Origin of the sequence: Burkholderia sp. MS455 (genome assembly GCF_016899445.1) — a bacterium.
In the GTDB taxonomy this organism is placed as follows: Bacteria; Pseudomonadota; Gammaproteobacteria; order Burkholderiales; family Burkholderiaceae; genus Burkholderia; species Burkholderia pyrrocinia_C.
Genome location: NZ_CP041778.1, coordinates 3,087,924 through 3,113,997 on the forward strand (window position 1 = coordinate 3,087,924; position 26,074 = coordinate 3,113,997).

Here is a 26,074-nt window from a genome sequence, read left to right on the forward strand (position 1 = left end):
TATTCATTACGTGGCCCGCCGATAAAGTTGCCGCCGGTCCGTGAAAGCGCCCATAGAGAGCGCCGGAACCGCAACTGGACACGCCATTCATTCGCTCGGAGAATCCTTTGAACAAGAAACTGTTGACCATCGCCGCCCTCGCAGCAACGGCCGGCACGGCACACGCGCAAAGCAGCGTGACCCTGTACGGCGTCATCGATGCCGGTATCAGCTACGTGAACCACAGCAAGACCGCCACCGGCGGCTCGGGCAAGCTGTTCAAGTACGACGACGGCGTGGCCCAGGGCAGCCGTTGGGGCCTGCGCGGCACCGAAGACCTCGGTGGCGGCCTGAAGGCGATCTTCGTGCTCGAAAACGGCTTCAACAGCGGCAACGGCACGATCGGCCAGGGCGGCGCGATCTTCGGTCGCCAGGCTTACGTCGGCCTGAGCCAGTCGCAATACGGCACGGTCACGTTCGGCCGTCAGTACTCGTTCTCGACCGACATCCTCGGCTCGAACTACTCGACGGGCGGCAACACGGTCGCGGGCAACTACGCGTACCACGTGAACGACGTCGACCAGCTCACGTCCAGCCGCATCAACAACTCGGTGAAGTTCCAGAGCGCGAACTACGCGGGCTTCACGTTCGGCGCGTTGTACGGCTTCTCGAACTCGACCGACTTCGCCGGCGCACCGGCCACGACGTCGGGCACGACGACGACGGCAGGCTCGTCGCGCGCATACAGCTTCGGCCTGAACTACGCGAACGGCCCGTTCTCGCTCGGCGCTGCCTACACGGACATCCGCTTCCCGAGCCAGTCGACGCCGGCGTTCTCGACGACGATCGCGAACATCAGCACGGGCAACATCCGCGACCTGCGCACGTATGGCGTCGGCGGCCGCTACATCTTCGGCCCGGCGACCGCATGGCTGCTGTGGACGCGCACGCAGTTCACCCCGCTCGCGAGCGGCGCATCGGGCACGTTCTACAACGCATACGAAGCAGGCCTGAAGTATGCGATCACGCCGGCCCTGTCGGCAGCAGCCGGCTACACGTACACGAACGCGACGCAAAGCGGCGGCTCGGCGCACTGGAACCAGGGCAACCTGGGTCTCGACTACGCGCTCAGCAAGCGCACGGACGTGTACGGCCTCGTCGTCTACCAGAAGGCGTCGGGCAACAACGTGCAGGCGCAGATCGGTTCGAGCACGAGCTACTTCAACACGTCGGGCAACGGCTCGTCGAACCAGCTCGCCGCTCGCGTCGGCATCCGTCACAAGTTCTAAAGCATCCGCTTAACTCGCGGATCACGACGGCAAGAAGCGCCCCGCTCCACGCGGGGCGCTTTTTTATCTGCTTTTAAGTTTCGCTTAATTCTGGGCTGAGAGGATGCTCTCACCCCCCCTGTTGGCCGCCTGAGCATCGGCGGCTTTTTTTTTAAATGCCGACGGCGCCGCCATCGATTGCCCACAAGACAGGATCGGAGGCCATGATGATCGAAGATACCGTTTTCAGCCATCTGCACGCGATTCTGACGTGCCAACACTCGCTGCCGGTCCAGAGCTGCCGCGTATCGGTAGCAATGCAGCGCCCGTGGGGCCGCCCGTACCGGCTCGTCGAATGGACGATGCATCTCGACGCGCCCGCGCGGCGCCAGATCGTGCCGGCCGAATCGACCGACGAAGAGATCGCCGAGGTCGTTGCATCGCACGTGCCGGGCCGGCTTTACGGCGACGGCCGGCTGCAGTTCTGAACGCCTCCCTGTTCCCCCCGTTTCCCGTATTTCGGCCGCCCCGCACGCATCGTGCGGCAGTCGGTCTCGTTTGACGCGGCAACGAAACCTGCTACGCTGCGCGTTTTCGTCCACGCAACACACGATGGAAAACGCATTCAACGAACGCGGCGTCATGATCACGCGCAACGGCCTGTCGGCCGCCGGGCAGGTATTCGCGCTGCGTGACATCCGCCACGTCGACGTCGTCAAGATTCCGAAAAACCGTGTCGTTCCGGTGCTGATCTCGCTGATCGGTGCGGCCGCCGCCATCGCAGGCGGCATCGGCGCATCGAGCGCCGCACTCGTCGTCGGCGTGATGCTCGCCGTCGTCGGTTATCTCGCCTGGACCACGCAGGACGTCACGTATCGCCTGATGGTCGAGATGCCCGACGGCAAGCGCGAAGCGCTGTCGAGCGTCGACGCCGAATTCGTCGAACGCGTCGCGCAGGTCGTGCGCGATGCGCAAGCCGCAACGGCTGCAGGCTGATTCCATTCGCATCGCTGCACGCTTCGGTTCGCGATCCGCGGATGCGCGCGGCGCGTATCGGCTCGCGCGGCACATCGTTGCGTCGGGCCGACGCGTCTTCATCGAATCGGCTTCCCGCATCATCGTCGCGAACCCCGCGCCTGCGCTGCGTACGCCGACCGCCTAGTATGGAAAGAGCGGCCCGCCGCCGCATCGTCCGAGGAGGTCGGCATGAACGTTCAATTGCTGTCCGGCATGCTTCGCGCGCAGGAACTGCTGCTCGTGTCGATGATCCGCGCGCTTCCCCTTGACGAACGCCGTGCGCTCGTCGATCTCTACACCGAACAGATCGCGTTCGCCGAACAGGCGGGCCTCGAAAGCCACAGCGATCGCGCAACGCACGATGCGTTCATCGCGCATGCGCGCAACCTGCTGATCCGCATCGAAGCGCTGGCCTAGCGCCGGCGCGCCTGCGCGTTTCTCCCGAATTTCCCGCCGCGGCTCACTCGGGCCGCGCAGGCAAGCGCTCACCCGCACGGGCCGCTTTCCTTCCTTGTATTGATAATGATTCTCATTTACACTGGTAAAGTTATCAGTTTCTTTCAATTCGCCGTTCGCCGCATGCCGCGCGCGGACGGGCCAGCCAGGTGAACGCGTCACCCAGCCAGCCTTCGGGCTTGTTTTCGTCAATGGGAGACCACCTGTGCATTGCTATCCGCTGGCGCGGCGGCCGATCTGCGCCGCGCTGTTCGGCGCGTTCGGCCTGTCCGCCGCCCCGGCTCACGCCGATTCGTCGCCGCAAGGCGCCACCCCGCCTCCTGCCGTCCTCGTCGCCGCGTCCAAGCGCGGCGATGCAGCGCTGCTCGACCCTGTCACCGTCACGGCCACCCGCACGGCCACCGCCGCGAGCCGCACGGCGGCGTCGGTGTCGGTGATCACCGACGAGGATCTCGAGGAACAGCAGGCCACCAACATCAAGGACGCGCTGCGCTACGAGCCGGGCATCACGGTGCGCCGCACCGCGTACCGCCCCGGCAGCGCCGCGCTCGGCGGCGGCCGCGACGGCGATTCGAGCATCAACATCCGCGGCCTCGAAGGCAATCGCGTGCTGCTGATGGAAGACGGCATCCGCCTGCCGAACGCGTTCTCGTTCGGGCCGCTCGAAGCGGGGCGCGGCGACTACGCCGATCTCGACACGCTCAAGCGCATCGAGATCCTGCGCGGGCCGGCCTCGGCGCTCTACGGCAGCGACGGCCTGACCGGCGCCGTGAACTTCATCACGAAGGATCCGCGCGACCTGCTGTCGATCTACCACAAGCCCTATTACTTCTCGTTCCGGCCGAGCTACGACTCGGCCGACCGCAGCATCGGCGCGACCGTGTCGGCCGCGGGCGGCAACGACCGCGTGCAGGGGATGATCATCGCCGACGGCCGCCGCGGCCACGAGGTCGATACGCGCGGCGGCAACAACTCGGCGAGCACGCTGCGCACGACGTCGAACCCGCAGGACGTCTATTCCGAATCGCTGCTCGGCAAGCTCGTGCTGACGCCCACCGCGCGCGACACGATCAGGTTCACCGCGGAAACCGTGCAGCGGCGCGTGAGCACCGACGTGCTGTCCGCGATCAATCCGCCGACCACGCTCGGCCTCACGACGAACGACCGGCTCGAGCGCAACCGCTTCAGCGTCGACTACGACTTCCGCGACGACGCGTTCCGCTGGTTCCAGACCGCGCATGTGCAGTTCTACTACCAGGACGCGAAGCAGGATCAATACGCGTTCGAGACGCGCGGCGCGCCGCTTAAGTCGCGCTCGCGCGACAACCAGTACAAGGAACGCACGTTCGGCGGCTCCGCGTTTGCCGAAAGCGGCTTCGCGACAGGCCCGCTCGCGCACAAGCTGCTGTATGGCATCGACGGCAGCCTGTCGCGCGTGACGAACCTGCGCGACGGCACGGTGCCGGGCGTCGGCGAAGCGTTCCCGAACAAGGCATTCCCCGACACCGACTACACGCTGTTCGGCGCGTTCGTGCAGGACCAGATCGGCTACGGCCGCCTGCTCGTCACGCCGGGCCTGCGCTTCGACACATACCGGCTGAGCCCGACCGGAAACGATCCGCTGTTCATCGGCAAGGCCGTGTCGACGAGCGCGAACGAACTGTCGCCGCGCGTCGCCGTGCTCTACGAGATCACGCCCGCGGTCATTCCGTACGTGCAGTATGCGCACGGCTTCCGCGCGCCGACGCCCGACCAGGTCAACAGCAGCTTCTCGAACCCGGTGTACGGCTACACGTCGATCGGCAACCCGAACCTGAAGCCCGAGACGAGCGATACGTTCGAAGCGGGCCTGCGCGGCAAGGCCGGCACCGGCTACGGTGTCGTGCGCTACAGCGCGGCCGCGTTCACGGGCCGCTACCGCAACTTCATCTCGCGCACGACGATCGCCGGCAGCGGCCGGCCGACCGACCCGTCCGTATTCCAGTACGTGAACTTCGCCGACGCGCGTATCCACGGCCTCGAAGGCCGCGCCGAATGGGCGATGCCGAACGGCATCACGCTGAAGACGGCGATGGCGTTCACGAAGGGCTCGACGCAGAACGACGGCGCGGCCAGCCAGCCGCTCAACACGGTCAACCCGTTCTCGGCCGTGTTCGGCGTGCGCTACGAGCCGGGCGAGCGCTGGTTCGTGCAGACCGACCTGCTGTTCCAGGCCGCGAAACGCGACAAGGACATCGACAAATCCGACTGTTCGAACAAGGCGTGCTTCACGCCGCCGTCGTCGTTCATCGTCGACCTGCGCGGCGGCTACCGCTTCAACAAGCACGTGAGCGCGACGATCGGCATCCGCAACCTGTTCGACCGCAAATACTGGAACTGGTCGGACGTGCGCGGCATCGCGGCCGATTCGCAGGTGCTCGACGCGTATACGTCGCCCGGACGCACGGTCGCCGTCAGCATGAAAGTGGATTTCTGATGCGCGACGCCCGCGCTGCCACCCCAACCGTTACTTGAAGGAGTCCGACATGATGCAATCCGCCCTTCCCGGTCAACCGGCCGGCCCGGCCCGCGCGGCCGCCGCATTGCGCGACGCGTTCATCAAGCTCAAGACCGAGCGCCAGCTGCGCAACCGCGACGTCGCGCAGGCGCTCGGCGTCAGCGAAGGCCAGGCGCTCGCCGCGTTCGTCGGCGAGCACGTCGTGCGGCTCGACGCGCGCTTTCCGGCGATGTTCGAGGAAATGCCGCGCCTCGGCCGCGTGATGGCGCTCACGCGCAACGACACGGCCGTCCACGAAAAGGACGGCGAATATGCGCAAATGAGCCATGACGGCCCCGTCGGACTCGCGCTCGGCGACATCGACCTGCGGATCTTCTATCGCCACTGGGTGTCGGCGTTCGCGGTGCGCGACGAGACCGCGCACGGCCCGCTGAAGAGCCTGCAGTTCTTCGACGCGCAGGGCCACGCGATCCACAAGGTCTACCTGCGCGCGCACAGCGACCATGCCGCGTACGAAGCATTCGTCGAACGCTGGCGCGCACCGTCGCAGGAGCCGGGCCTCGACGTCGCGCCCGCCGCGCCGAAGACGCCCGAGCGCGCCGACACCGAGATCGACGTCGCGGGCTTCCGCGCCGCGTGGGATGCGATGACCGACACGCACCAGTTTTTCGGCATCACGCAGCGCTTTGGCGTGAGCCGCATGCAGGCGCTGCGCCTCGCCGATCCGCAATACGCGTATCCGGTCGAAACCGCGCGTGCGCTGCGCCACGTGCTCGAACGGGCCGCGCAAAGCGGCCAGCCGATCATGGTATTCGTCGGCAATGCGGGGATGATCCAGATCCATACGGGCCCCGTCGCGAACGTGCGCGAAGTCGGCGCGTGGATCAACGTGCTCGACCCGGGCTTCAACCTGCATGTGCGCGAGGACCTGATCGCCGCCGCATGGGTCGTGAAGAAACCGACGAGCGACGGCATCGTCACGTCGCTCGAACTGTTCGACCGGCAGGGCGACCACGTTGCGCTGCTGTTCGGCGAACGCAAGCCGGGCAAGGTCGAACGCGACGACTGGCGCGCGCTCGTCGCGACGCTGCCGCCGGCCGCACGCGGGGACGCGCGGTGAGCGCGCGATCGTTCGATCCGCGGCGCCGCACGGTGCTGGCGAGCGCGGCGGCTGGCGCGCTCGCGGGCGCGCTGCCGGGCCGCGTGCTCGCACAAGCCGCGCAGGCCGCACCGAAGCGCGTGGTCGTGATCGGCGGCGCGCTCGCGGAAACCGCGTTCGCGCTCGGCGGTGCCGAGACGCCGCGCTACCGGCTCGTCGGCGCCGACACGACCTGCACGTACCCCGACGCCGCGAAGCGCCTGCCGAAGGTCGGCTACCAGCGCGCACTGTCGGCCGAGGGGCTGCTGTCGCTGCAGCCCGATCTCGTGCTCGCGTCGGCCGAAGCCGGCCCGCCCACCGCGATTGCGCAGGTGAAAAACGCCGGTGTCGCGGTGACGACGTTCGACGAACGCCACGACGTCGAGTCGGTGCGCGCAAAGATCACCGGCGTCGCGCAGGCGCTCGACGTGCGCAATGCGGGCGCCGCGCTGCTGCAGCGCTTCGATCGCGACTGGCAGGCCTCGCGCGACGCGGTCGCCGTACGCGCACCCGGCGGCGCGCAGCCGCCGCGCGTGCTGTTCGTGCTGAACCATACCGGCACCCAGGCACTCGTCGCCGGCCAGCGCACGGCGGCCGACGCGATGATCCGCTACGCGGGTGCGCGCAACGCGATGCAGGGCTTCGATCACTACAAGCCGCTGACGACCGAGGCGCTCGCGGCCGCCGCACCAGACGTCGTGCTGATCTCCGACGAAGGGCTCGCGGCCGTCGGCGGGCGCACCGCGCTGCTCGCCACGCCCGGCTTCGGCGCGACACCGGCCGGCCGCGCGCAGCGCGTCGTGTCGCTCGATGCGCTGTTCCTGCTCGGGTTCGGCCCGCGCCTGCCGCTCGCCGTCACGACCCTGTACCGACGCCTGTCGGATGCACTCGCCTGATTCCGGACCGCCCCGATGCCCGCTCACGCTTCGCCTTTCCCTGCACCGTCGCCCGCCTCGCGCTCCGGCGCCGCGCGCATCGGCACGTCGCGCCGCTTTGCACCGTTCGCGCTGGCCGCGCTCGCGTGCCTCGTGTGCGCGATGTCCGTCGTCGCGCTGTGCGTCGGCGCGTACCGCATTCCGCTCGCGCAAGCATGGGCCGCGCTGAGCGGCGATGCAGCCGCTCAGCAGGCCCGCGCGGTGCTGCTCGACATCCGTGCGCCGCGTGTCGCGCTCGCGCTGCTGGTCGGCGGCGGCTTCGGCGCGACCGGCGCCGCGATGCAGGCGCTGTTCCGCAATCCGCTCGCGGATCCGGGGCTCGTCGGCGTGTCGAGCGGCGCCGCACTCGGCGCGACGACGGCGATCGTGCTCGGCCCCGCCCTATTTGCCGCGCACGTGAGCGCGGCCGCATTGCCCGTCGCGGCCTTCGCGGGCGCGCTTGCGGTCGCGGCGCTCGTCTACCGGCTCGCCGCATCGCGCGGCCGGCTCGCGCTGCCGCTGCTGCTGCTCGCCGGCATCGCGATCAACGCGCTGGTCGGCGCGGCGATCGGGTTGCTGACATTCGTCGCCGACGACGCGCAGCTGCGCTCGCTGACCTTCTGGAGTCTCGGCAGTCTGGGCGGCGCGCAATGGTCCGCGCTGGCGGCCGTCGCGCCGTGCGTCGCAATCGGCTGCGTGCTGCTCGCGCGCGAACGCGATGCGCTGAACGCGCTGCAGCTCGGCGAAACCGAGGCGCTGCATCTCGGCGTGCCGGTGCAGCGGCTGAAGCGGCGCGTGCTCGTCGCGGTCGCGCTCGCGGTCGGCGCGCTCGTGTCGTGCGCGGGCATCATCGGCTTCATCGGGCTCGTCGCGCCGCATTGCGTGCGGCTCGCGTGCGGCCCCGACCAGCGCATCGTTCTGCCCGGCGCCGCGCTGCTCGGCGCGTTGCTGACGCTCGCCGCCGATCTCGCCGCGCGCACGGTCGCCGCGCCCGCCGAAATCCCGCTCGGCGTGCTGACCGCGCTGCTCGGCGCGCCGTTCTTCCTCGCGCTGCTGTGGAAAAGCCGCGGCGCGCTCGGCGGGTAACCCTTCCGTCACGATGACCATGCTGACCGCCCACCATCTTGACGTCGCCCGCCGACACACCGCCATCCTTCGCGACCTGTCGCTGTCGATCGAGCCCGGCCGCGTGACCGCGCTGCTCGGCCGCAACGGCGCAGGCAAGAGCACGCTGCTGAAGACCTTCGCCGGCGAGCTGACCGGCAGCGTCGCGCCGAACGGCGTGCGCGTGACGGGCGACATCACGCTGAACGGCGAACCGCTCGCGCGTATCGACGCGCCAAGACTCGCGTGCCTGCGCGCGGTGCTGCCGCAGGCCGCGCAGCCGGCCTTCCCGTTCAGCGTCGACGAAATCGTGCTGCTCGGCCGTTATCCGCATGCGCGGCGCAGCGGTGCGCGGCACGTGATCGCGCACCGCGATCGCGACATCGCGTGGCGCGCGCTCGAACGCGCGGGTGCCGAAGCGCTCGTCGGCCGCGATGTCACGACGCTGTCGGGCGGCGAACTTGCACGCGTGCAGTTCGCGCGCGTGCTCGCGCAGCTGTGGCCGGACGACGACGGTATGGAGGGCGGCCCGCGCTACCTGCTGCTCGACGAGCCGACCGCCGCGCTCGATCTCGCACATCAGCACCGGCTGCTCGATACCGTGCGCGCGGTCGCACGCGAATGGCGGCTCGGCGTGCTTGCTATCGTGCACGACCCAAACCTCGCCGCACGACACGCAGATACGATCGCGATGCTCGCCGACGGCACGATCGTCGCGCACGGCGCGCCGCGCGACGTGATGACGCCCGCGCATATCGCGCAATGCTACGGATTCGCGGTGAAGATGGTGGAAACCGGCGACGGTACGCCACCGGTGATGGTGCCTGCGTAGCGTAGGCAAATACTGCACGGTCGTTGCGTCGCTCGATGTCCTACGCTGCCTTCAACTGCCGTTCACCCAACATCATTCGCGCATCCCCTTCGAGGAGCCTCGCGTGCCGCTTTCAATGACCCGCATCATCCTGTACGTCCGCGACGTCGCGTTGCAGAAGGCGTTCTACCAGCGGTATTTCGACCTGCCAGTCATCGAGGAAATCAACGGTGAATGGGTCGTGCTCGACGCGGGCGCGATCGAACTGGCGCTGCATCTGGCGGGCCCGGCGTTTCGCCAGGCAGCCACTTCTACGCATGCGAATGCCAACGCCAGCACCGTGAAGCTCGTCTTCTCGATCGACGCCGATATCGACGCGCACCGCGACCGGCTCGCCTGCGATGGCGTGACCGTGCGCGATCTCAAGCGCTACGACGGCTTCGCGTACCGGATGTACGACGGCCTCGATCCGGAGGGCAACGTCTTTCAGGTGATGCAGCCGGACTGAATGTCGGCGCGCGGGCCGCGCTCAATGCTCGACATCCGCCGCACCGAAGGTCCGCATCTTCCACCCGAGCCGCACCGCAAGCATCCGCATCGAGAATCCGGCCGCCAGCGCGATCACCGTCGCAAAGCCCGCATCGATGCCGAGATGCTGGATCCCGACATACAGCGTGCCCGTGACGAACGCGACGCTCGCGTACAACTCCTCGCGCAGGATCAGCGGCATCTCGTTGCACAGCAGGTCGCGCAGCATCCCGCCGCACACGCCCGTGATCGCGCCGGCCAGCACGACGATGATCGGCGCCGTGCCCGTCGACGCGCCGATGTCGCAGCCGATGATCGTGAACGCCGCGAGGCCGATCGCGTCGACGGTGACGAACAGCGTCTTCATCCGCGCGACATGCCGTGCGGCCCACGATGCGACGGTCGCCGCGACGAGCGTGATCACGAGGTATTCGGGATGCGCGATCCAGCCGAGCGGATAGTGGCCGAGCAGCACGTCGCGCACGGTGCCGCCGCCGAGCGCCGTCACCGCGCCGACGAGCGCGAGCCCGAAGCGGTCCATCCCGCGCCGCATGCCCATCAGCGCCCCCGACATCGCTTCCGCGACGATCGCAATCAGATAGAGCGTATGCATCGCGCGCGTCAGTCGTCGGTCCGGAACAGGTCGAGCACGCGTTCGCGCTCGGCCGCATCGACCGCTGCGGGCATCGGCTCGTCGGGCTTGCCGCGGTCGGCCGGCGCATCCGTTGCATCCGTCGCGTGCGCGCCGCCGCAGGCGAAGCGGCTGCGGATGTATGGCGGCACATCGGCCGTGCACGTGCCGCGCGTGTATTCGGCGTAGACGAAGTCGCCGTCGACGAGCGCGACGTCCTGCGGCGGCGAAGCATCGACGGGCGTGCGCCCGTCGACGGCCGTCTTCATGTAGTCGAGCCAGACCGGCAGCGCCAGCGTCGCGCCGGTCGCGCGCCCCATCGGACGCGGCGTGTCGTAGCCGAGCCACGCGACCGCGACGATGCCCGACGAATAACCGGCGAACCATACGTCCTTCGATCCGTTCGACGTGCCCGTCTTGCCGGCCGCGTCGTCGCGGCGCAGCGCGAGCGCGCCGCGCGCGGTGCCGGAGCGCACGACGTCGCGCAGCATGCTGTCCATCACGAACGCGTTGCGTGCCGACACGACGCGCTCGCCTGCCGGCACGGTCGCCTCGTACATCGCGCCGCCGTGACGCTGCTTCACCGACAGGATCAGGCGCGGTTCCATCCGCGTGCCGCCGTTCGCGAACACGCCGTATGCGCTCGCGAGTTCGAGCGGCGTCACGGCGCCCGCGCCGAGCGCGAGGGGCAGCGACGCCGGATTGCGCTGCGCGTCGAAGCCGAAGTGCACCGCGTGCTGCTGTACGTAACGTGCATCGGTGGCCTGCATCAGGCTGACCGCGACCAGGTTCTTCGAGCGCACGAGCCCGCGCCGCACCGGGATGAAGCCCTCGTAGCGGTTGCCGAAATTGCGCGGACGCCACGGTCGCGCGCCGGTTTCCTCATGCGTGAGCGTGCGCTGCGTATCGTCGACGAGCACGCCGGGGAAATAGCCCTTCTCCAGCGCCGCCGAATAGACGAACGGCTTGAAGCTCGAGCCCGGCTGGCGATACGCCTGCAGCGCATGGTCGAACACGTTGCGATTGAAATCCGCGCCGCCGACGAGCGCGAGCATGTCGCCGGTGGCCGCATCGAGCGACACGAGCGCGCCTTCGAGCCCGTTGCGCGCATCGCGCGTCGCGCGTGGCTGCCGGCTCAGCGTGCGGTCGAGCGCGGCTTCGGCCGCGCGCTGGTCGCGCATCGAGACCGTCGTCGTCACGTCGAGGCCGAGCGTATAGGCATCGTCGTGAAAACGCTCGACCATCATGCGGCGCGCGCGCTCGGCAACGTACGGCGCAGCGACGATCCCGGGCGGCGGCGTGGTCGCCAGCACGATCGGCGCGTCGACGGCCGCGCGGTACGTCGCGTCGTCGAGCTCGCCGAGCACATGCATCCGGCCGAGCACATAGTTGCGCCGCGCGGTCGCGCGCGCCGGATTGACGACCGGGTTGAACGCGGACGGCGCCTTCGGCAGCCCCGCGAGCACGGCCGCCTCGCCCGCGCTCAGCGCGTCGAGCGGCTTGCCGAAATACACGTTCGCGGCCGCCGCGAAACCGTACGCGCGCTCGCCCAGATAGATCTCGTTCATGTACAGCTCGAGCAGCTTGTCCTTGCTGTATTCGCGTTCGAGCCTGACCGCCATCAGGATCTCGGCGAGCTTGCGGCTCAGCACCTTGTCGCGCGTCAGGTAGAAGTTGCGCGCGACCTGCATCGTGATCGTGCTGCCGCCCTGCCCAGGCTGCCCCGTCACGACGTTCGCGAACGTCGCGCGCACGAGGCCGCCGACATCGACCGCGCCGTGCTGATAGAACTTCGCGTCCTCGGCCGCGAGCAGCGCCTGCCGCATCAGCGGCGGAATGCGTTCGAGCGGCACGAACTCGCGCCGCTCGACGCCGTATTCGGCCAGCAAGTCGCCGTCGCGCGAGAAAATCCGCAGCGGCAGCGCGGGACGATAGACGGCCAGGTGCTCGACGGACGGCAACTGCGTCCAGATGCGCTGGATCGTCCATGCGCCGATGCCCGCGCACGCGAGCGTCAGGCCGAGCAGCGCGCCCGCGAGCGTGCGCCACACGCGTCGGCGGCGCGGCGGCGCGGGTTGCGGCGGAGGGGATGCGGTGTAGTCGGTCATGTCGGGCTCCTTCTTCGAGGCCGCGACGGCCGGCGCGCGACAGGCGCCTGCCGATCGCAGAAGGCGCGCATTGTCGAAGGGATGGCGCGAAACCGGAACATTCTTTAGCCAAAGTTTGGCAGGCTGAATTTTATTTAGGAAAGCGCGCCGGAGCCGTTCGCGCAGCGCATGCCGGCTTGCGGCGCACCGTCGGACAAACCGCGCGGCATGCGGTCCGGTTCGCCTGTACCATCGCGTGATGTTCGATCGATACATCGGCCTGTGGGGCCTCGTTCCCGACGGCGGCCCGATCCTGACCGCGAGCGGCGGCCTGCTGCCCGTTCTCTGGCACGCGCGACCCGCGATGCTGAAGGTCGCCACGTGCGACGAAGAGCGTCGCGGCAATGCGCTGATGACGTGGTGGAACGGGCAAGGCACCGCGCAGGTGTGGCAGCACGACAGCGACGCGATCCTGCTCGAACGCGCGCAGCCGGCGCCGTCGCTGGCCGGCTTTTCGGCTTCGGGTCATGACGACGACGCGATGCGCATCGCGTGCGACGTCGTCGCGCGACTGCATGCGCATCGTGCTGAGCCGCCTGCGGTCGTGCCGCTGCACGACTGGTTCCATGCACTGCTGTCGAATGCCACGGCCAACGACGTGCTGCGCCGATCGGCCGCAACGGCATGCGCGCTGCTGTCGGCACAGCCCGTCGATGAAGTCGTCCTGCACGGCGACATCCATCACGGCAACATCCTGCATTTCGGCTCACGCGGCTGGCTCGCGATCGACCCGAAGGGGCTGCGCGGAGAACGCGGCTTCGACTACGCGAACCTGTTCTGCAATCCCGCGCACGACATCGCGGTCGACCCGGTGCGCTTCGAGCAACGCGTCGCGTGCGTGGCCGACGCCGCGCAGCTCGACCGCTGCCGGCTGCTGCAGTGGATTCTCGCGTGGGCGGGCCTGTCGGCCGTATGGCTGATGGAAGACGGCCTGCCGCCCGATTCACGGCTGCAGGTCGCGGCGCTGGCCGCGACAGCGCTCGGTCTGTAGCGCGCACGACGCCAGCCGCACCGTCCATGAAAAAAGCCCGCCGGCATGCACCGGCGGGCTTTCATATTCGACTGCTGGCGCGGCGCTTAGCGCGCGGGGTTCAGCGTCAGGTTCATATGGCGGTTCACATCCTTGTACAGCAGGTAGCGGAAGCGGCCAGGGCCGCCCGAATAGCATGCCTGCGGGCAGAACGCGCGCAGCCACATGAAATCGCCCGCTTCCACCTCGACCCAGTCCTGGTTCAGGCGATAGACGGCCTTGCCTTCGAGCACGTACAGGCCGTGCTCCATCACGTGCGTTTCAGCGAACGGAATCACGCCGCCCGGCTCGAACGTCACGATGTTCACGTGCATGTCGTGGCGCATGTCGCTCATGTCGACGAAGCGCGTCGTCACCCATGCGCCGTTGGTGCCCGGCATCGGGATCGGCTCGACGTCCTGCTCGTTGGTCACGAAGGCTTCGGGGAGCGGGATGCCGTCGACGGCCTGGTAATGCTTGCGGACCCAATGGAAGCGCACCGCGGCATCGCTGACGTTGTGCAGCGTCCAGTCCGCGCCCGGCGGAATGAACGCGTAGCCGCCCGGCTTCAGCACGTGCTTCGAGCCCTGCAGCGTCAGCTCGGCTTCGCCTTCGACGACGAACAGCACGGCTTCGGCGTTCTTGTCCTGCTCCGGCTTGTCGCTGCCGCCGCCCGGGTTCACTTCGACGATGTACTGCGAGAAGGTTTCGGCGAAACCCGACAGCGGGCGGGCGATCACCCACAGGCGCGTGTTCGTCCAGAACGGCAGCCAGCTCGTGACGATGTCGCGCATCACCCCCTTCGGGATCACCGCGTACGCCTCGGTGAACATCGCACGATCGGTCAGCAGATCCGTCTGCGGCGGGTGGCCGCCATGCGGCGCGTAATACGTTGTCTTAGACATATGCATCCAGGCAATGGGTTGGTCCGGCCCCGGGCGCAAACGGCATCGGGCGGCACGCATGCGCGTGGGGCACGCATGCGGCGGCGGGACACCGTTGCCGGGGTGGCTTGAAAGCGCATGCGCCTTCGTTCGGTCGGCCAGGCTTCGCGACGGATCCGTCCGGTTGATCGGACGCGGCGACCGATGCGGGTGGAGCCGGTGGCCGGGCCGCGGCGTTCGCGCTCATGCGACGAGGCGAGACGCGGCGGATGACTCGGTTCGATTCCGTACGCGGGCGTCGTTGACGATAGCGAAGTCGATCGCGATCGACCAATTAAATGTTGCGATGCTATCCATTCGATTTCCCACTACTTGCCGGCGCGTGCGATGCGCGGCGAAGCGGCGTGGCGCGGCGGTCTGCGTATCAGGGAAATCCTCACGGTCGGGGGGGGGGGACGCGAACGATCGCCCGGACGTTGGCGATGCGATGCATCCGACCACGGCAACACGGGTTGCACGCGCGGGCCGCGATACATCTGGTTACGCAGATCGAGGATGGTCAATACGCGCGTGGCCGCGAAGCACTCCGCCCCGGTCGCGAACCATTGTCAGGCTGGAACCGGCAGACGTGTCGAACGGAATCTGCGTAATGGCGTTCGCCGATCTTGCGCCGCGGCGCATTCAGGCGCGGCAGGCTTTGTAGTCGGGAAGCGGGGAAATACGGCGAGGAGAGAAATTGCCGGCCCGTCGGTCGGGCGTATGGCAGCAGCTGATGAAGCCGGAAAGGTCGCCGGTCTGGCCGGCGATGGCGGCCCGGCAGGCCGCCGGGCCGATTCTCGCGTCGGGGGCCGACGCCGTCGGCGCGAAGGTGCGCAGGTCGCGCACCGTGCCGCGCCAGCGGCGATCAGTCCCAGTCGCGGTGGTGATGATGCTTGTGGCGACGATAGCCGCGATCGCCGCGATAACCGCGATCGCCGTAATCGCGTTCGTACGAGCTGCGCGACATGTTGCCGCCGAGCGCCGCGCCCGCGCCGCCGCCGACCGCCGCGCCCAGCAGGCCGCCCGTGCGGCCGCCCATCGCGTTGCCTGCCGCGGTACCTGCGCCGCCGCCGAGTGCGCCGCCGATGATCGCGCCGGTGCGCTCGCGACGGTTCGACGTCACCGCACCACCCGCGCCGCCGCCGATGGCGCCGCCGATTACCGAGCCGGTGCTGCCGCCGACCGCGCCGCCGACCGCTGCGCCGGCAACCCCGCCGAGCGCGCCGCCAAGCGCGTTGTTCAAGTCACCGGCCAATGCCGGCAGTGCAGTCGTGCCGGTCAGCGCGGCGACGACGAGAGCGGGGGCGATTTTCTTCCACATTCCCGTATTCTTCCTTGTTCGCAATCTGGTTATCGAAGGTCCGCTCGGTACGACGATCTGAATCGATCGATGTCGGTTCAGGCATTGTGCCGAACCCCGGACCAATTCATTTCATTGAGCTTGCGGCGAAGAATAGCATCGGTCCCACACCCCTGCCGTGGACATTCTGGTAACAAGTTGTTTACGAATAACCGACCTCGAATGCGCTCCGCGAAATCGCCTGAAACCCTTGCCAGTATTGGCTTCGGCGGCGGTCCGGCCCTCACGAATGGCAGACCGGCCACGCGCAACGTCGCACGTTCGAGACACACGTGGCAACACATCGGGCACGTGTCGCGAGCGAGCGCCGAAACGACGCTTGGGGGTGGGATGAAGGGTCAGTACACGCCGGGCAGCAGCCGCCAGGTTCGCGCGCAATACGCGTCGTACTCGGCGCCGAATTGCGAACGCAGCAGCGCTTCCTCGGAGCGGATGCGCGCGACGAGCGGCACCGTCATCAGCGCGACCAGCAGCACGCCGACACCCGAGCGGAACGCGAGCGCCCAGCCGACCGAATTGACGAGCAGGCCGAGATAGCTCGGATTGCGGATGCGGCGATAGATGCCGTCGGTCACGAGCGTATGGCCCGGCTGGATCGCGACGAGCCCGCTGAAGCGCTTGCCGAGCACGAACACGGGCCAGATGCGCAGCGCCCCGCCCGCGATGTACAGCGCGACGCCGAACCATCGCACCGTATCGCCGCCGAGGGTCCAGACATCGAGCCGGTCGGTCAGCGCGGGCAGATACGCGAGCAGGAAGCCGCTCACCGCGAATGCCGCGAGCACCCAGCGGTTGTCGCGGTTCTCGCGCTCGCCGGCGCTCAGGTTGCCTTCGGTGAACATCGCGACGACGGCCATCGCCAGTGTCGCGACGACGATGACGATCAGCGGCGGATGCGAGAAAAAGGCGGCGAACCCGCCGAAACCGAACACGGCGAGCCCGAGATAGACGAGCGTGGATACGCCCGACAGGACAGCGAACTTGCGTGTGACGGACATGGCTGCCTCACAGGATGCTCTTTCCTGTGAAGTATAGGAACCGCGCGCACGATGCGCAGCGTGCCGTCGTCATGCGGCGCGCGAATCCGCGCGAACCTTCCGGTGAAGGGCGGCGAACCGGTGCGGGCAAGGCCCGCGCCGGGTACCCGATCAGCGGATGCGGAAGTTGCCGCCGATCCCGACGCTGACGGGCGGCGCGTAATACGCCGGCGCGTAGCCGTAGTAGGCCGGCGCGGGCGCGTAACCGTACGGCGGCGCGACGTAGCAGCCGGACAGGCCGCCGATCAGGGCAAGCGTGATGAGAAGTCTGGACATGGCTCGATTCCCGGCGCGAAAGACGAATGACACCTCGCGAAGACCATGCCGCCGTAGGCGACGGCGGCCGGCACGAAGAAGCGATCCGCTCTTCCTGTCGCTCGATGAAGTAATGCGCGGAGTCTAGCGCCGAGCTTGCCGAGCCGAGTTTCGCCGGCGGTTACACGTGTTACTTCGCGTGACCGCCGAAACAGGCGATGGCGGCGCGGCAGCCGGCCGGCTCTCGGCCGCCGTGCCGCGTCGCGTGCCGTTGATCCGTTACACAAAACGCGCGCGAATGCGCCGCGCGATCGATTCGAGCGTCGCCGCGTCGGCGATGTCGCGCGCATGCATCCGCAGCTCGGCGCCTTCGCGGCGAGGGATCACGTGGAAGTGCACGTGCGGGACCGTCTGCCCCGCCGCCGCGCCGTTGAACTGGCCGATGAACACGCCGTCCGGCTCGAGCGCCGCGCGCACGGCAGCCGCGACGCGCTGCGTCATCCGGATGCCGGCCGCGGCCGCGTCGCCGGACAGCTCGAAGATCTGCGCGGCCGGCTCCTTCGGGATCACGAGCACGTGACCGTCGGCCTGCGGCATCAGATCCATGATCGCGAGGGTCGCGTCGTCTTCCGCGACCTTCACGCACGGCAGTTCGCCACGCAGGATTTTTGCGAACGGGTTGTTGTTGTCATAGGACATGGTGTCTTCCGATTACGGTTGGATTGGGTGAGCGTTCGATGCCCGACGATTATCGGCCGGCGGCAGCCGATATTTCAACTTGTCAGGTCGTGTCGACATTGCAGCGAACAATCGATGCCGGTGCGCATGCAACGTGCGTAACCGGATGGAATAAGCAGCCGTCGCCATCCGTTTATTTCGAGCGCGCGGTTCGCGCGGCAAGATCGCGAACCCGTGCCGGACACCCGTCGGCTGCGCTGGCCGGCAGCCGGGATGACTGCTCGCGTTCATCAACCGGAGTCATGCCATGGACCCTCTCCCCACCTGTCGTTCCCCCGCCCCGCCCTTCTTCGCCGCGCACCCGCCGGCGTTCGCGCGCGCGTCGCACGTGATCGCGCGCACGTTACGCCGTGCGGCGTGCGCAGCCGGGCTGGCCGCCTTGTCGTCGACGTTCGCGTGGGCCGGCGGCAACGACATCATCCTGCCGCCTTCGTCGGTCACCGCATCGACCGTACCCGCCAACGGCGATCTCAATCCGTACGGCATCGCGTTCGTGCCGCGCGGCGTGCCGACCTGGAGCCCGTTGAAACCGGGTGACGTCGTCGTGTCGAACTTCAACGCGGCGTCGAACCTGCAAGGCACCGGCACGACGATCGTGAAGCTGTCGCCCGGCAATACGCCGACGACCTTCTTCCACGGCAGCAACGTGGGCCTGACGACCGCGCTCACGGTGCTGCGCAGTGGCTTCGTGCTGGTCGGCAACGTGCCGACGCCGGACGGCAAGACCGTGGTCGCGCCGGGCTCGCTGCTCGTCATCAATCCGGCGGGCAATCTCGTCACGCAACTGGTCAGCGCCACGCTGCTCGACGGGCCGTGGGACATGACCGTGATCGATCGCGGCCAGCGCGTGACCGCGTTCGTGTCGAACGTACTGAACGGCACGGTCGCACGGATCGAACTGGCGATCGGCAACGACAGTGTCACGATGCTGCCGGGCTCGCGCATCATCGCATCGGGCTACGTGAACCGGATCGATCCCAACGCACTCGTCGTCGGCCCGACCGGCCTCGCATACGACCCGAACGTCGACGTCCTGTATGTCGCTTCCACCGGCGACAACGCGGTGTTCGCGATCCAGAACGCCGCGTCGACGAACCGCAACGGCGGCGTCGGCCGGATGATCTACTTCGACACGAAGCACCTGCACGGCCCGCTCGCGCTGGCGCTCGCGCCGAACGGCCATCTCGTGACCGCGAACGGTGACGCGGTCAACGCCGATCCGCTGCATCCGAGCGAGATCGTCGAATTCACGGTGGACGGGCGCTTCGTCGCGCAGATGCAGGTCGATATCGTGCCGGGCGCGGCATTCGGCCTTGCATTCGGGCGAGGCAGCAAAGGCCAGCCGCAATTCGCGGCCGTCGACGACAATACGAATACCGCGACGGTCTGGACACTGCGTTTGGACAACGACAACAACGACGCGCAATGACACGCCATGTGAACGGGCCGCATGCGGCCCGTTCGAACCTCGCGATCGACACATACGATTCGCACTCGCCGCGCAACATGCGTCCGATCGACGCCACCCGGCGTCGCAAGCACCCGCGATTGCCAGCGCTTGCCCGAACCTGCGACACTGCCGGTTCATCGCCCGCCCGCAGACAACCGAGGACGCTCGCGCATGACGACACCCATCAAGACGTTGATCCGACGGGGCGCCGCCCTCGTGCTGCTGGCCGCGCTCGGCTATGCCGGATACATGCTGTCGCGGCTTGCGCCGATCGCGACCGGCTATGCCGCCAAGGCGCTGTGCTCAGGCGTGTTCGTGTCGGGCCGCCCGGCCGCGTCCGTGATCGACGTCGACATCATGGCCGGCGTGCATCCGCTGCTGAAACTGGTGCGTCCGTCGCTCGATCCCGACCATCATCGGGCGATGGCGACCTTCGCCGGCTTCGCCGGGCGCGAAGCCGACTTCCGGCCCGGGCTCGGCTGCACGCTCGCGCTCGGGCCGTCGTCTGCCACATTGCCGGGCGCATTGCCCCTTCTCCCCGACCCGCCGCCCGCACCCGCCGCGCCGCCCGCCGGCATCGACGCACACAAGCTGCAGACCGCGCTCGACCGCGCATTCGACGAACCCGATCCGGCTCGGCCGCGGCGCACGCGCGCGGTCGTCGTGATGTGGCGCGGCCAGGTGATCGCCGAACGTTACGCGCCCGGCTTCACGGCCGACACGCCGCTGCCCGGCTGGTCGATGACGAAGACAGTGACGGCCGCGCTGGTCGGCATGCTCGTCGCGCTGCACAAGCTGTCGCTCGACGCGTCGGCGCTGCTGCCCGAATGGCGCGGCAGCGGCGACCCGCGCGCGGCCGTCACGCTCGACGAGCTGCTACGGATGACGAGCGGCCTGCAATTCAACGAGGACTACGACGACCCGCTGTCCGACGTCGCCGTGATGCTGTTCACGCAGCCCGATACCGCGCGGTTCGCATCGGCGAAGCCGCTCGCCGCGACACCCGGCACGCAGTGGTACTACTCGAGCGGCACGAGCGCGATCATCGCGCGCGTGATGCGCGAAGCGATGGGCGGCAGCGACGACGACTACCTCGCGTTTCCGCGCCGCGCGCTGTTCGCGCCGCTCGGGATGCGCAGCGCGGTGTTCGAGCCCGATGCGTCCGGCACGCTCGGCAGTTCGTCGTACATGTATGCGAGCGCGCGCGACTGGGCGCGCTTCGGTCAGCTTCTGCTGCAGGACGGCGAGTGGAACGGGCAGCGGCTGCTGCCGGCGGGCTGGGTACGCTACCTGACGCGCGCGACGCCGCAGTCGCCGCACCAGGAATTCGGCGCGCATCTGTGGGTCAAGGTGCCGGAGCCGTTCAACGAGCGCGATCCGCATGCGAGCGCGATGCCGGCCGACGCGTTTCATGCGGTCGGCCATGAAGGCCAGTTCGTGAGCGTGGTGCCGAGCCATCAGCTGGTGGTCGTGCGGCTCGGGTTGTCGCGGCCGGAATCCGCGTGGAACCACGACGCGTTTCTCGCGCGCGTGCTCGACGCGGTGCCGGCGCCCGGCGCGTGACGACAGGCCGGTGGGCCCGCTGGCCCGTGCATGCCGCCGCGCCGCGCGCTACCTGCGATGCGTCACGGATTCGCGCTGCCGGCGTAGGTCTTGAAGCCTTCGCGCGTCGCAAGACGCTCGATATAGCGCGACACCGCCGGGAAATCCGGATGCTCGAACGGCGTGCCGAACCAGCGGTTCACCGACAGGCCGATCGGAATGTCCGCGAGCGTGAAGGTGCCGCCTGCCACGAACGCGCCGGTCGATTCGAGCTGCGCGTTCAGCACGCGCATGTGCTTCGTCCAGCCCGCGATCGACTGCGCGATGGCGTCCGGATCCTGATGATCAGGCGATTTCCGCACGAGGCCGAGGAACGCGCCCACCCACGAGCGGTTCAGGTCCGCGCCCTGCCAGTCGATCCATTGATCGACCCGCGCGCGCGCCTGCGGCTCGGCCGGATAGAGCGCGTCGCCGCCATAGCGGTTCGCGAGGTAGCGGATGATCGTGTTCGATTCCCAGAGCACGAAATCGTCGTCCTTGATGACGGGCACGAGCGCGTTCGGATTCAGCGCGAGATAGGCCGGATCGTTGGTCGTGCGAAAACCGGCGCCCCAGTCTTCCTGTTCGAACGGCAGGTTCAACTCGGTGCACAGCCACAGCACCTTGCGGACGTTGATGGACGGGATCTTGCCGAGGACGTGCAGCATGCAGTCTCCTTGTGAGGTCGGATGCGGAGCGTTCGGGACGCACGACACGTCCCGGGCGCGGTCACGTTGAATTTATACACGACCTTGAGGGAAACGGCAGGCCGGGCGCGCGAAATCGGCGTGCGGCCGGTTCGTCAGGTCGCGCAGCGCGTGCTCCGCCGTCGGGAACCGGAACATGAATCCGTCCTGATGCAGCCGCGCCGGCATCACCCGCTGCCCGTCCAGCAGCAGTTCGGCCATCTCGCCCATCGCGCGGCGCAGCGGCGCGGCCGGCACGTGCAGCCATGCGGGGCGGCGCAGCACCTTCGTCACGACCTGCACGAACTCGCGCTGGGTCAATGCACCGGGCGCCACCGCGTTGTAGACGCCGTGCATGTCCGCGTTCGACATCGCGCGCGCGATGATCCGCAGCACGTCGTCCCGGTGAATCCAGCTCATGACCTGCGCGCCGTCGCCGAATCGTCCGCCCATCCCGAAGTAATGCGGCAGCAGCATCGGGCGCAACGCGCCGCCGGGGCCGAACACGACGCCCAGCCGCAGCACTACCGCGCGCACCCCATGGCGCTCGAGCGGCTGCGCGGACAGCTCCCACTGCCGGCACAGCTCGGACATGAAGCCGGTGCCGGCGCTGCTGCCCTCGTCGAGCCGTTCGTCGGCCGGACGCACGCCGTAGTAGCCGATCGCGGATGCCTGGATCCACGTGCGCGGCCTGACCTCGGCGGTCTCGACCCAACGCATCAGCGACTGCGTGACGCCGACGCGGCTGGCGAGCAGCAGCGCCTGCCGGCGCTTGCTCCAGCGCGCGCCCAGCACCGGCGCCCCCGCAAGATTGATCACCGTGTCGAAGCGCTCGTGCGGCTGCAACTGTTCGACGGACGTCACGCTGCGCACACGGCCCCGGAACTGATAGGCCGCGCGCAGCGGATCGCGCGCCAGCAACGTGACCGTATGCCCCGCATCGAGCAGTTGGTTCACGAGGGTTTCGCCGATAAAGCCCGTGCCGCCGGTGACGAGCACGTTGCCGGCCGGCTGCCCCGCGAACGGATTGGCGACCGGGGCGTGTCGCGCGATCCCGCACGCGGCAATCCCGTCGCGGATACCCGATACCGTCACGCCGACGGCGAACAGGCTGAGCAGCCAGCCGCGCCAGCCGACGTCGATCGCGTGCAGCGCGGTCGGTTCGTGCGCCCAGACGGCCAGTTGCATCGCGAGCATCCCGAACAGCGCGCCGCCGTTGACGGCCAGCAGCGTGTGCAGCACGCGCTCGGTCGCCGGCAGCCTGCGGCTTTGGTCCTCGACGACGAAATCCCACAACGTCAGCACCACTTCGACGAGCACCACCGCCGCGATCGCCGCGACCCAGGCGCCGTGAAACGCAACGTTCGCGATCGATGCGAACACGAGGCCGTAGAGCACGGAACGCACCGCATGAATCGCCAGCTCGAGCCGCGCGCGCGGGCTGTGCGGCAGGTCCTGCGTGAGTTCGTGGTGATAAAGCGTATCGAATGCGCCCATCGCGCCCTGCACGATCAGCAGGTTGAGCGCCCAGTCGTAGGCAGGCACGGTGTTCATACGGTATCCCTCGTCAACAGCCAGACAAGCGGCGGAACCATCGCGACGAGTGCGGCCGCGTCGATCGCCACGTGGCCCCATACACGGGCCTGCAATGAAAACAGCACGTCCTGCGGCGCCCAGACCAACAGGCCGGCCAGCAGCCATCCCCACACTTCCCGCCTGCGCAACCGGTTGCCGAGGTGAACGAGCGCGAGCATCCAGACCGACGCACACTGCACCGTCGCGGCGATCATCGACATCCACCATATCTGCTGGGCACGCGCCGGTTCGGGTGCCGTTGCCGCCCAGAAATGCAGCTCGATGCCGCGGTGATACGCATCGACGAACGGTGCACCGGCGAGCCACGGAACGGCCACGCCGACGAGCAGGTGGACGATCGCCGCGGCATACATCCAGCGCACGACGATGCGGCGCGCGTTGTCGGGCGCAGGCCGAGGTGCAACGCGCTCCGCAACGTCGCCGATGGTCGGCGCCACTTCATTGATATTCATGCTCTGCACTCCTTCCTTTACCGAAAGCATCGTGAATCGTTCGGTCGACTGTTTTCAGACACGACGCGCTTACGCCGGCTTGAGCACCATCAGGAAGTAGACGGACAGCATCGCGCAGAATGCCGGATAGCCGAGCAGCTCCCAGCGCTTCGCATAGCGCCAGTAGCGTTCCGGCAATGCGGCGTCGCCGTTCACGTAAGCGAGCTTCGCCATCGCGGCGAGTTCGACCTGCAGCCACACGACCGGCAGCCAGCACGCGCCGGCGATCGCGTACAGCACGATCGACGCGACGAGCCATGGCGTATGCCACGGCCAGCCGGCCGTATGCGCGAGCCACAGCCCGGACGCCGGCTGGAAGATCACGGCTGGCGTCGTGAACCACCAGTCCGCGCGCACCACGAGCCGCGACACGGCCGCGATCGCGGGCACCGAGCGCGTGCGGTTCGCGAAGAACAGATAAAACGCGGTGCCGAACCCCGTGCCGACCAGCAGCACCGAGGACAGGATATGCAGCGCCTTGACGACGAGATAGGTATTCATGCGTGTTCTTCTTCTGAAAACAGGATCAACAGGATCGCGAGAATCGGTACGTTCTTGAGCACGGGGCCGAACGGTTCGGCCAGCAGGCCCGGCATCGTGACCGCGATGACGGCCGAATACGCGACGATCAGCGCGGCTTGCGCGGCCCACAGGCGGCGCGACGGCGCGGCGACGGTCGCGATGCCGAACGCGAAATCCAGCGCGCTTGCCGCATAGAGCGCGACCAGCGCTGGCAGCCCCGTCAGGTGCGCATGCGCGAGCAGCGCGAGGCTCGCGTGCAGCGGATGGACGAACGCACTTGCGATCGCCGTCCAGATCCACACGATCGCGAGCGCGCCCAGCAGCAACGGGCGCCGCCACATCGCGAGCGCGTCGCGACGCAGCGCGGCCGCGTCCGCGCCGACGAAACCGCCGATGCCGCGCGGCGGCCGGCCGAGCACGGCCGCGGCGGCCGCCGGATCGCCGGTGTTCCCGCCGCGCAGCATCGTCCATGTATCGCGCGTCAACATCGCGCCCGGCAGCGCACCGAGCAGCACAGCCGCCGCGCCGACCAGCGGGCCCGGCAACGTCACGCCGGCGGCCGGCGGAAACCCCAGCGCGGCGCGGTAGCGGGCGAGCATCTCGCGGTATTCGACTTCGTCGTTGCCGACCACGTCGATCACTTGGTTGCCGGCCGCCGGCGAATCGAACGACTGCGCGACCAGCCGCGCGACGAGTTCGGCGAGATCGTCTACATGCACGGGGCGCAGCCGCTGATGGCCGCCCGCCGGCAATACATGCACGGGCAGGCTCGCGAGCATCCGGAAAAACCGCGCCGACGTGCCGGCCGCGCCATAGACCAGCGCGGGACGCACGATCCGGGAGTCGATCGGCAGCGTCTGCAGGAAGCAATCGGCTGCGTGCTTGCTCGCGAAGTACCGCGTATCGCCGCGCTCGACACCGAGCGCCGAGATCTGGATCACGCGCCGCACGCGCGCACGGCAGCACGCGGTGAAAAGCGCGCATGGCGCGGCGCGATGCACGGCGTCGAGCGTCGCGCCGCGCCGGTCGGCGAGGATGCCGACCGCATTGATCACCACGTCGACGCCCTCCAGCCGCGCCAGCCACGCGTCGGGATCGACGTCCTTCGCGAAGTCGATCGCGACGTCGCGCGGGCCGGCCGCATCACGCACGCCGCGCAGCACGCGATGGCCGCCGGCTTCGAGCTGCGCGCACAGTGCCCGCCCGATGAAGCCGTTCGCACCGCAAACGAGGACGGTCACGCTGCGTTCCCCGGTGCGGCCGCTCTGGCAGGTAGACGGCAAGACTGCGTTCATTTCCACCCTCTTTTTACAGTTATTTCTGTACAGACAGAAATAACAACCCCGAAAAAAGCGGGCTGCCTGCCCGCACTTCCGCTACCGCTTACTTCGACGACTTGCGCCTGACCGTCTGGCTGATCTTCGCGCCGATGCCGAGCGCCTTCATCAGCGTATCGGGCTTGAGCCGCAGCATCTCGTCCGACCAGGTCGTCAGCGTCTCGACGAACTGCAGCGTGTCGCGGATGCGCTGTTCGGTCTCGCGGCTCTCGTTGGCGATCTCCGGGCTCGTCAGGCAATCGCGCAGCACCGTGAGCGTCGGCTCGATCTCGCGCTGCCGCCGCCCTTCGACGATCAGCTTGAACAGTTCCCAGATGTCGGTCGACGTCTCGAAATGGTCGCGGCGATCGCCCAGCACATGCACGACCTTCGCGAGCCGCCACGCCTGCAGTTCCTTCAGGCTCGTGCTGACGTTGGAGCGCGCGACGTTGAGCGTCTCGGCGATCTCGTCGGCCGCGACCGGCCGGCCGGCCAGGTAGAGCAGCGCGTGGATCTGCGAGACGGTTCGGTTGACGCCCCACCGCGAGCCCATTTCGCCCCAGTGGAGAATGAATCGTTCGGCAATCGGTGTGAGTTCCATGTCGGGAAATTTATTCATT

The 26,074-nt window shown here is 68.3% G+C and carries 26 protein-coding genes and 1 pseudogene; 13 read left to right on the forward strand and 14 right to left on the reverse strand.

The features are described from left to right. Positions 1-107 precede the first annotated feature (107 nt). The 10 genes from FPJ27_RS18170 to FPJ27_RS18215 all read left to right on the forward strand — a co-directional run bounded on the left by FPJ27_RS18170 (position 108) and on the right by FPJ27_RS18215 (position 9,692). Complete coding sequence (locus FPJ27_RS18170) at positions 108-1,268, forward strand: porin (protein ID WP_072440203.1); 1,161 nt, start codon at positions 108-110, stop codon at positions 1,266-1,268. Between the two features lie 206 nt (positions 1,269-1,474). After that, positions 1,475-1,735 carry a DUF2866 domain-containing protein gene (locus tag FPJ27_RS18175; protein ID WP_072440302.1) on the forward strand — a complete coding sequence of 87 codons (261 nt, stop codon included), beginning with the start codon at positions 1,475-1,477 and terminating at the stop codon, positions 1,733-1,735. Positions 1,736-1,859: 124 nt separating this feature from the next. Next, complete coding sequence (locus FPJ27_RS18180; RefSeq protein ID WP_204422035.1) at positions 1,860-2,243, forward strand: DUF6232 family protein; 384 nt, start codon at positions 1,860-1,862, stop codon at positions 2,241-2,243. A 210-nt stretch (positions 2,244-2,453) separates the two neighbouring features. Further along, on the forward strand, positions 2,454-2,681 hold the full coding sequence (locus FPJ27_RS18185; protein ID WP_034181704.1) for a hypothetical protein: 228 nt from the start codon (positions 2,454-2,456) through the stop codon (positions 2,679-2,681). A gap of 244 nt (positions 2,682-2,925) precedes the next feature. Further along, complete coding sequence (locus tag FPJ27_RS18190; protein WP_204422036.1) at positions 2,926-5,196, forward strand: TonB-dependent hemoglobin/transferrin/lactoferrin family receptor; 2,271 nt, start codon at positions 2,926-2,928, stop codon at positions 5,194-5,196. Between the two features lie 49 nt (positions 5,197-5,245). Beyond that, entirely contained in the window at positions 5,246-6,337 is a 1,092-nt protein-coding gene (locus FPJ27_RS18195) for a ChuX/HutX family heme-like substrate-binding protein (protein WP_204422037.1), read from the forward strand. Next, positions 6,334-7,251: a helical backbone metal receptor gene (locus FPJ27_RS18200; RefSeq protein ID WP_204422038.1), complete on the forward strand. Its 918-nt coding sequence runs from the start codon at positions 6,334-6,336 to the stop codon at positions 7,249-7,251. The genes FPJ27_RS18195 and FPJ27_RS18200 overlap by 4 nt, the downstream gene beginning before the upstream one ends. Positions 7,252-7,266: 15 nt before the next feature. After that, positions 7,267-8,355, forward strand: a complete 1,089-nt coding sequence (locus tag FPJ27_RS18205) for an iron ABC transporter permease (protein ID WP_204422039.1) — start codon at positions 7,267-7,269, stop codon at positions 8,353-8,355. Positions 8,356-8,374: 19 nt separating this feature from the next. Next, positions 8,375-9,205 carry a heme ABC transporter ATP-binding protein gene (locus tag FPJ27_RS18210; protein WP_204422040.1) on the forward strand — a complete coding sequence of 277 codons (831 nt, stop codon included), beginning with the start codon at positions 8,375-8,377 and terminating at the stop codon, positions 9,203-9,205. Between the two features lie 103 nt (positions 9,206-9,308). Beyond that, positions 9,309-9,692 (forward strand): VOC family protein, encoded by a 384-nt coding sequence (locus tag FPJ27_RS18215; protein WP_204422041.1) that lies wholly within the window; start codon positions 9,309-9,311, stop codon positions 9,690-9,692. Positions 9,693-9,713: 21 nt separating this feature from the next. On the opposite strand, the gene FPJ27_RS18220 is transcribed toward FPJ27_RS18215, so the two are convergent. After that, positions 9,714-10,325 (reverse strand): trimeric intracellular cation channel family protein, encoded by a 612-nt coding sequence (locus FPJ27_RS18220; protein WP_204422042.1) that lies wholly within the window; start codon positions 10,323-10,325, stop codon positions 9,714-9,716. Positions 10,326-10,333: 8 nt separating this feature from the next. Further along, positions 10,334-12,451 carry a PBP1A family penicillin-binding protein gene (locus FPJ27_RS18225; RefSeq protein WP_204422043.1) on the reverse strand — a complete coding sequence of 706 codons (2,118 nt, stop codon included), beginning with the start codon at positions 12,449-12,451 and terminating at the stop codon, positions 10,334-10,336. A 238-nt stretch (positions 12,452-12,689) separates the two neighbouring features. Between FPJ27_RS18225 and FPJ27_RS18230 the strand changes: the two genes are divergently transcribed. Further along, positions 12,690-13,481, forward strand: coding sequence for an aminoglycoside phosphotransferase family protein (locus tag FPJ27_RS18230; protein WP_204422044.1), 792 nt, complete (start codon positions 12,690-12,692; stop codon positions 13,479-13,481). A gap of 86 nt (positions 13,482-13,567) precedes the next feature. Here the strand turns inward: FPJ27_RS18230 and FPJ27_RS18235 are convergent, their stop codons facing one another. The 6 genes from FPJ27_RS18235 to FPJ27_RS18260 form a co-directional block, all read right to left on the reverse strand. Beyond that, positions 13,568-14,404 (reverse strand): bifunctional allantoicase/(S)-ureidoglycine aminohydrolase, encoded by an 837-nt coding sequence (locus tag FPJ27_RS18235; protein WP_034181695.1) that lies wholly within the window; start codon positions 14,402-14,404, stop codon positions 13,568-13,570. Positions 14,405-15,064: 660 nt separating this feature from the next. Then, entirely contained in the window at positions 15,065-15,268 is a 204-nt protein-coding gene (locus tag FPJ27_RS18240; protein WP_143155750.1) for a hypothetical protein, read from the reverse strand. Positions 15,269-15,287: 19 nt separating this feature from the next. Further along, positions 15,288-15,743, reverse strand: coding sequence for a hypothetical protein (locus FPJ27_RS18245; protein WP_034181694.1), 456 nt, complete (start codon positions 15,741-15,743; stop codon positions 15,288-15,290). A 377-nt stretch (positions 15,744-16,120) separates the two neighbouring features. After that, a complete protein-coding gene (locus FPJ27_RS18250; RefSeq protein ID WP_072440181.1) occupies positions 16,121-16,780 on the reverse strand; it encodes an isoprenylcysteine carboxylmethyltransferase family protein in 660 nt (219 codons plus the stop codon). Between the two features lie 150 nt (positions 16,781-16,930). Beyond that, on the reverse strand, positions 16,931-17,095 hold the full coding sequence (locus FPJ27_RS18255) for a hypothetical protein (protein ID WP_162836114.1): 165 nt from the start codon (positions 17,093-17,095) through the stop codon (positions 16,931-16,933). Positions 17,096-17,353: 258 nt separating this feature from the next. After that, on the reverse strand, positions 17,354-17,773 hold the full coding sequence (locus FPJ27_RS18260) for an HIT domain-containing protein (protein ID WP_204422045.1): 420 nt from the start codon (positions 17,771-17,773) through the stop codon (positions 17,354-17,356). A 286-nt stretch (positions 17,774-18,059) separates the two neighbouring features. Here FPJ27_RS18260 and FPJ27_RS18265 point away from each other — a divergent pair, with 286 nt between their 5' ends. Together FPJ27_RS18265 and FPJ27_RS18270 are read left to right on the forward strand one after the other, a co-directional pair. Then, positions 18,060-19,241 (forward strand): hypothetical protein, encoded by a 1,182-nt coding sequence (locus tag FPJ27_RS18265; protein ID WP_204422046.1) that lies wholly within the window; start codon positions 18,060-18,062, stop codon positions 19,239-19,241. Between the two features lie 192 nt (positions 19,242-19,433). Continuing rightward, complete coding sequence (locus tag FPJ27_RS18270; RefSeq protein WP_204422047.1) at positions 19,434-20,825, forward strand: serine hydrolase; 1,392 nt, start codon at positions 19,434-19,436, stop codon at positions 20,823-20,825. A gap of 62 nt (positions 20,826-20,887) precedes the next feature. Here the strand turns inward: FPJ27_RS18270 and FPJ27_RS18275 are convergent, their stop codons facing one another. From FPJ27_RS18275 to FPJ27_RS18300, 6 genes and pseudogenes are all read right to left on the reverse strand, one after another. Further along, positions 20,888-21,511 carry a glutathione S-transferase gene (locus tag FPJ27_RS18275; RefSeq protein WP_204422048.1) on the reverse strand — a complete coding sequence of 208 codons (624 nt, stop codon included), beginning with the start codon at positions 21,509-21,511 and terminating at the stop codon, positions 20,888-20,890. 72 nt (positions 21,512-21,583) lie between these two features. Continuing rightward, positions 21,584-23,083, reverse strand: a complete 1,500-nt coding sequence (locus FPJ27_RS18280; protein WP_204422049.1) for a TIGR01777 family oxidoreductase — start codon at positions 23,081-23,083, stop codon at positions 21,584-21,586. After that, positions 23,080-23,499 (reverse strand): annotated as a pseudogene (locus tag FPJ27_RS18285) (DUF393 domain-containing protein); the annotation flags it as partial. The gene FPJ27_RS18280 and the pseudogene FPJ27_RS18285, both read right to left, overlap by 4 nt. A gap of 147 nt (positions 23,500-23,646) precedes the next feature. Next, positions 23,647-24,117 (reverse strand): DUF2269 domain-containing protein, encoded by a 471-nt coding sequence (locus FPJ27_RS18290; RefSeq protein ID WP_072440171.1) that lies wholly within the window; start codon positions 24,115-24,117, stop codon positions 23,647-23,649. Continuing rightward, positions 24,114-25,433 (reverse strand): SDR family oxidoreductase, encoded by a 1,320-nt coding sequence (locus FPJ27_RS18295; protein WP_072440169.1) that lies wholly within the window; start codon positions 25,431-25,433, stop codon positions 24,114-24,116. Before FPJ27_RS18295 ends, FPJ27_RS18290 begins: the two co-directional genes overlap by 4 nt. Positions 25,434-25,521: 88 nt before the next feature. Continuing rightward, entirely contained in the window at positions 25,522-26,055 is a 534-nt protein-coding gene (locus FPJ27_RS18300; RefSeq protein WP_047902276.1) for a MarR family transcriptional regulator, read from the reverse strand. Positions 26,056-26,074 lie beyond the last annotated feature (19 nt).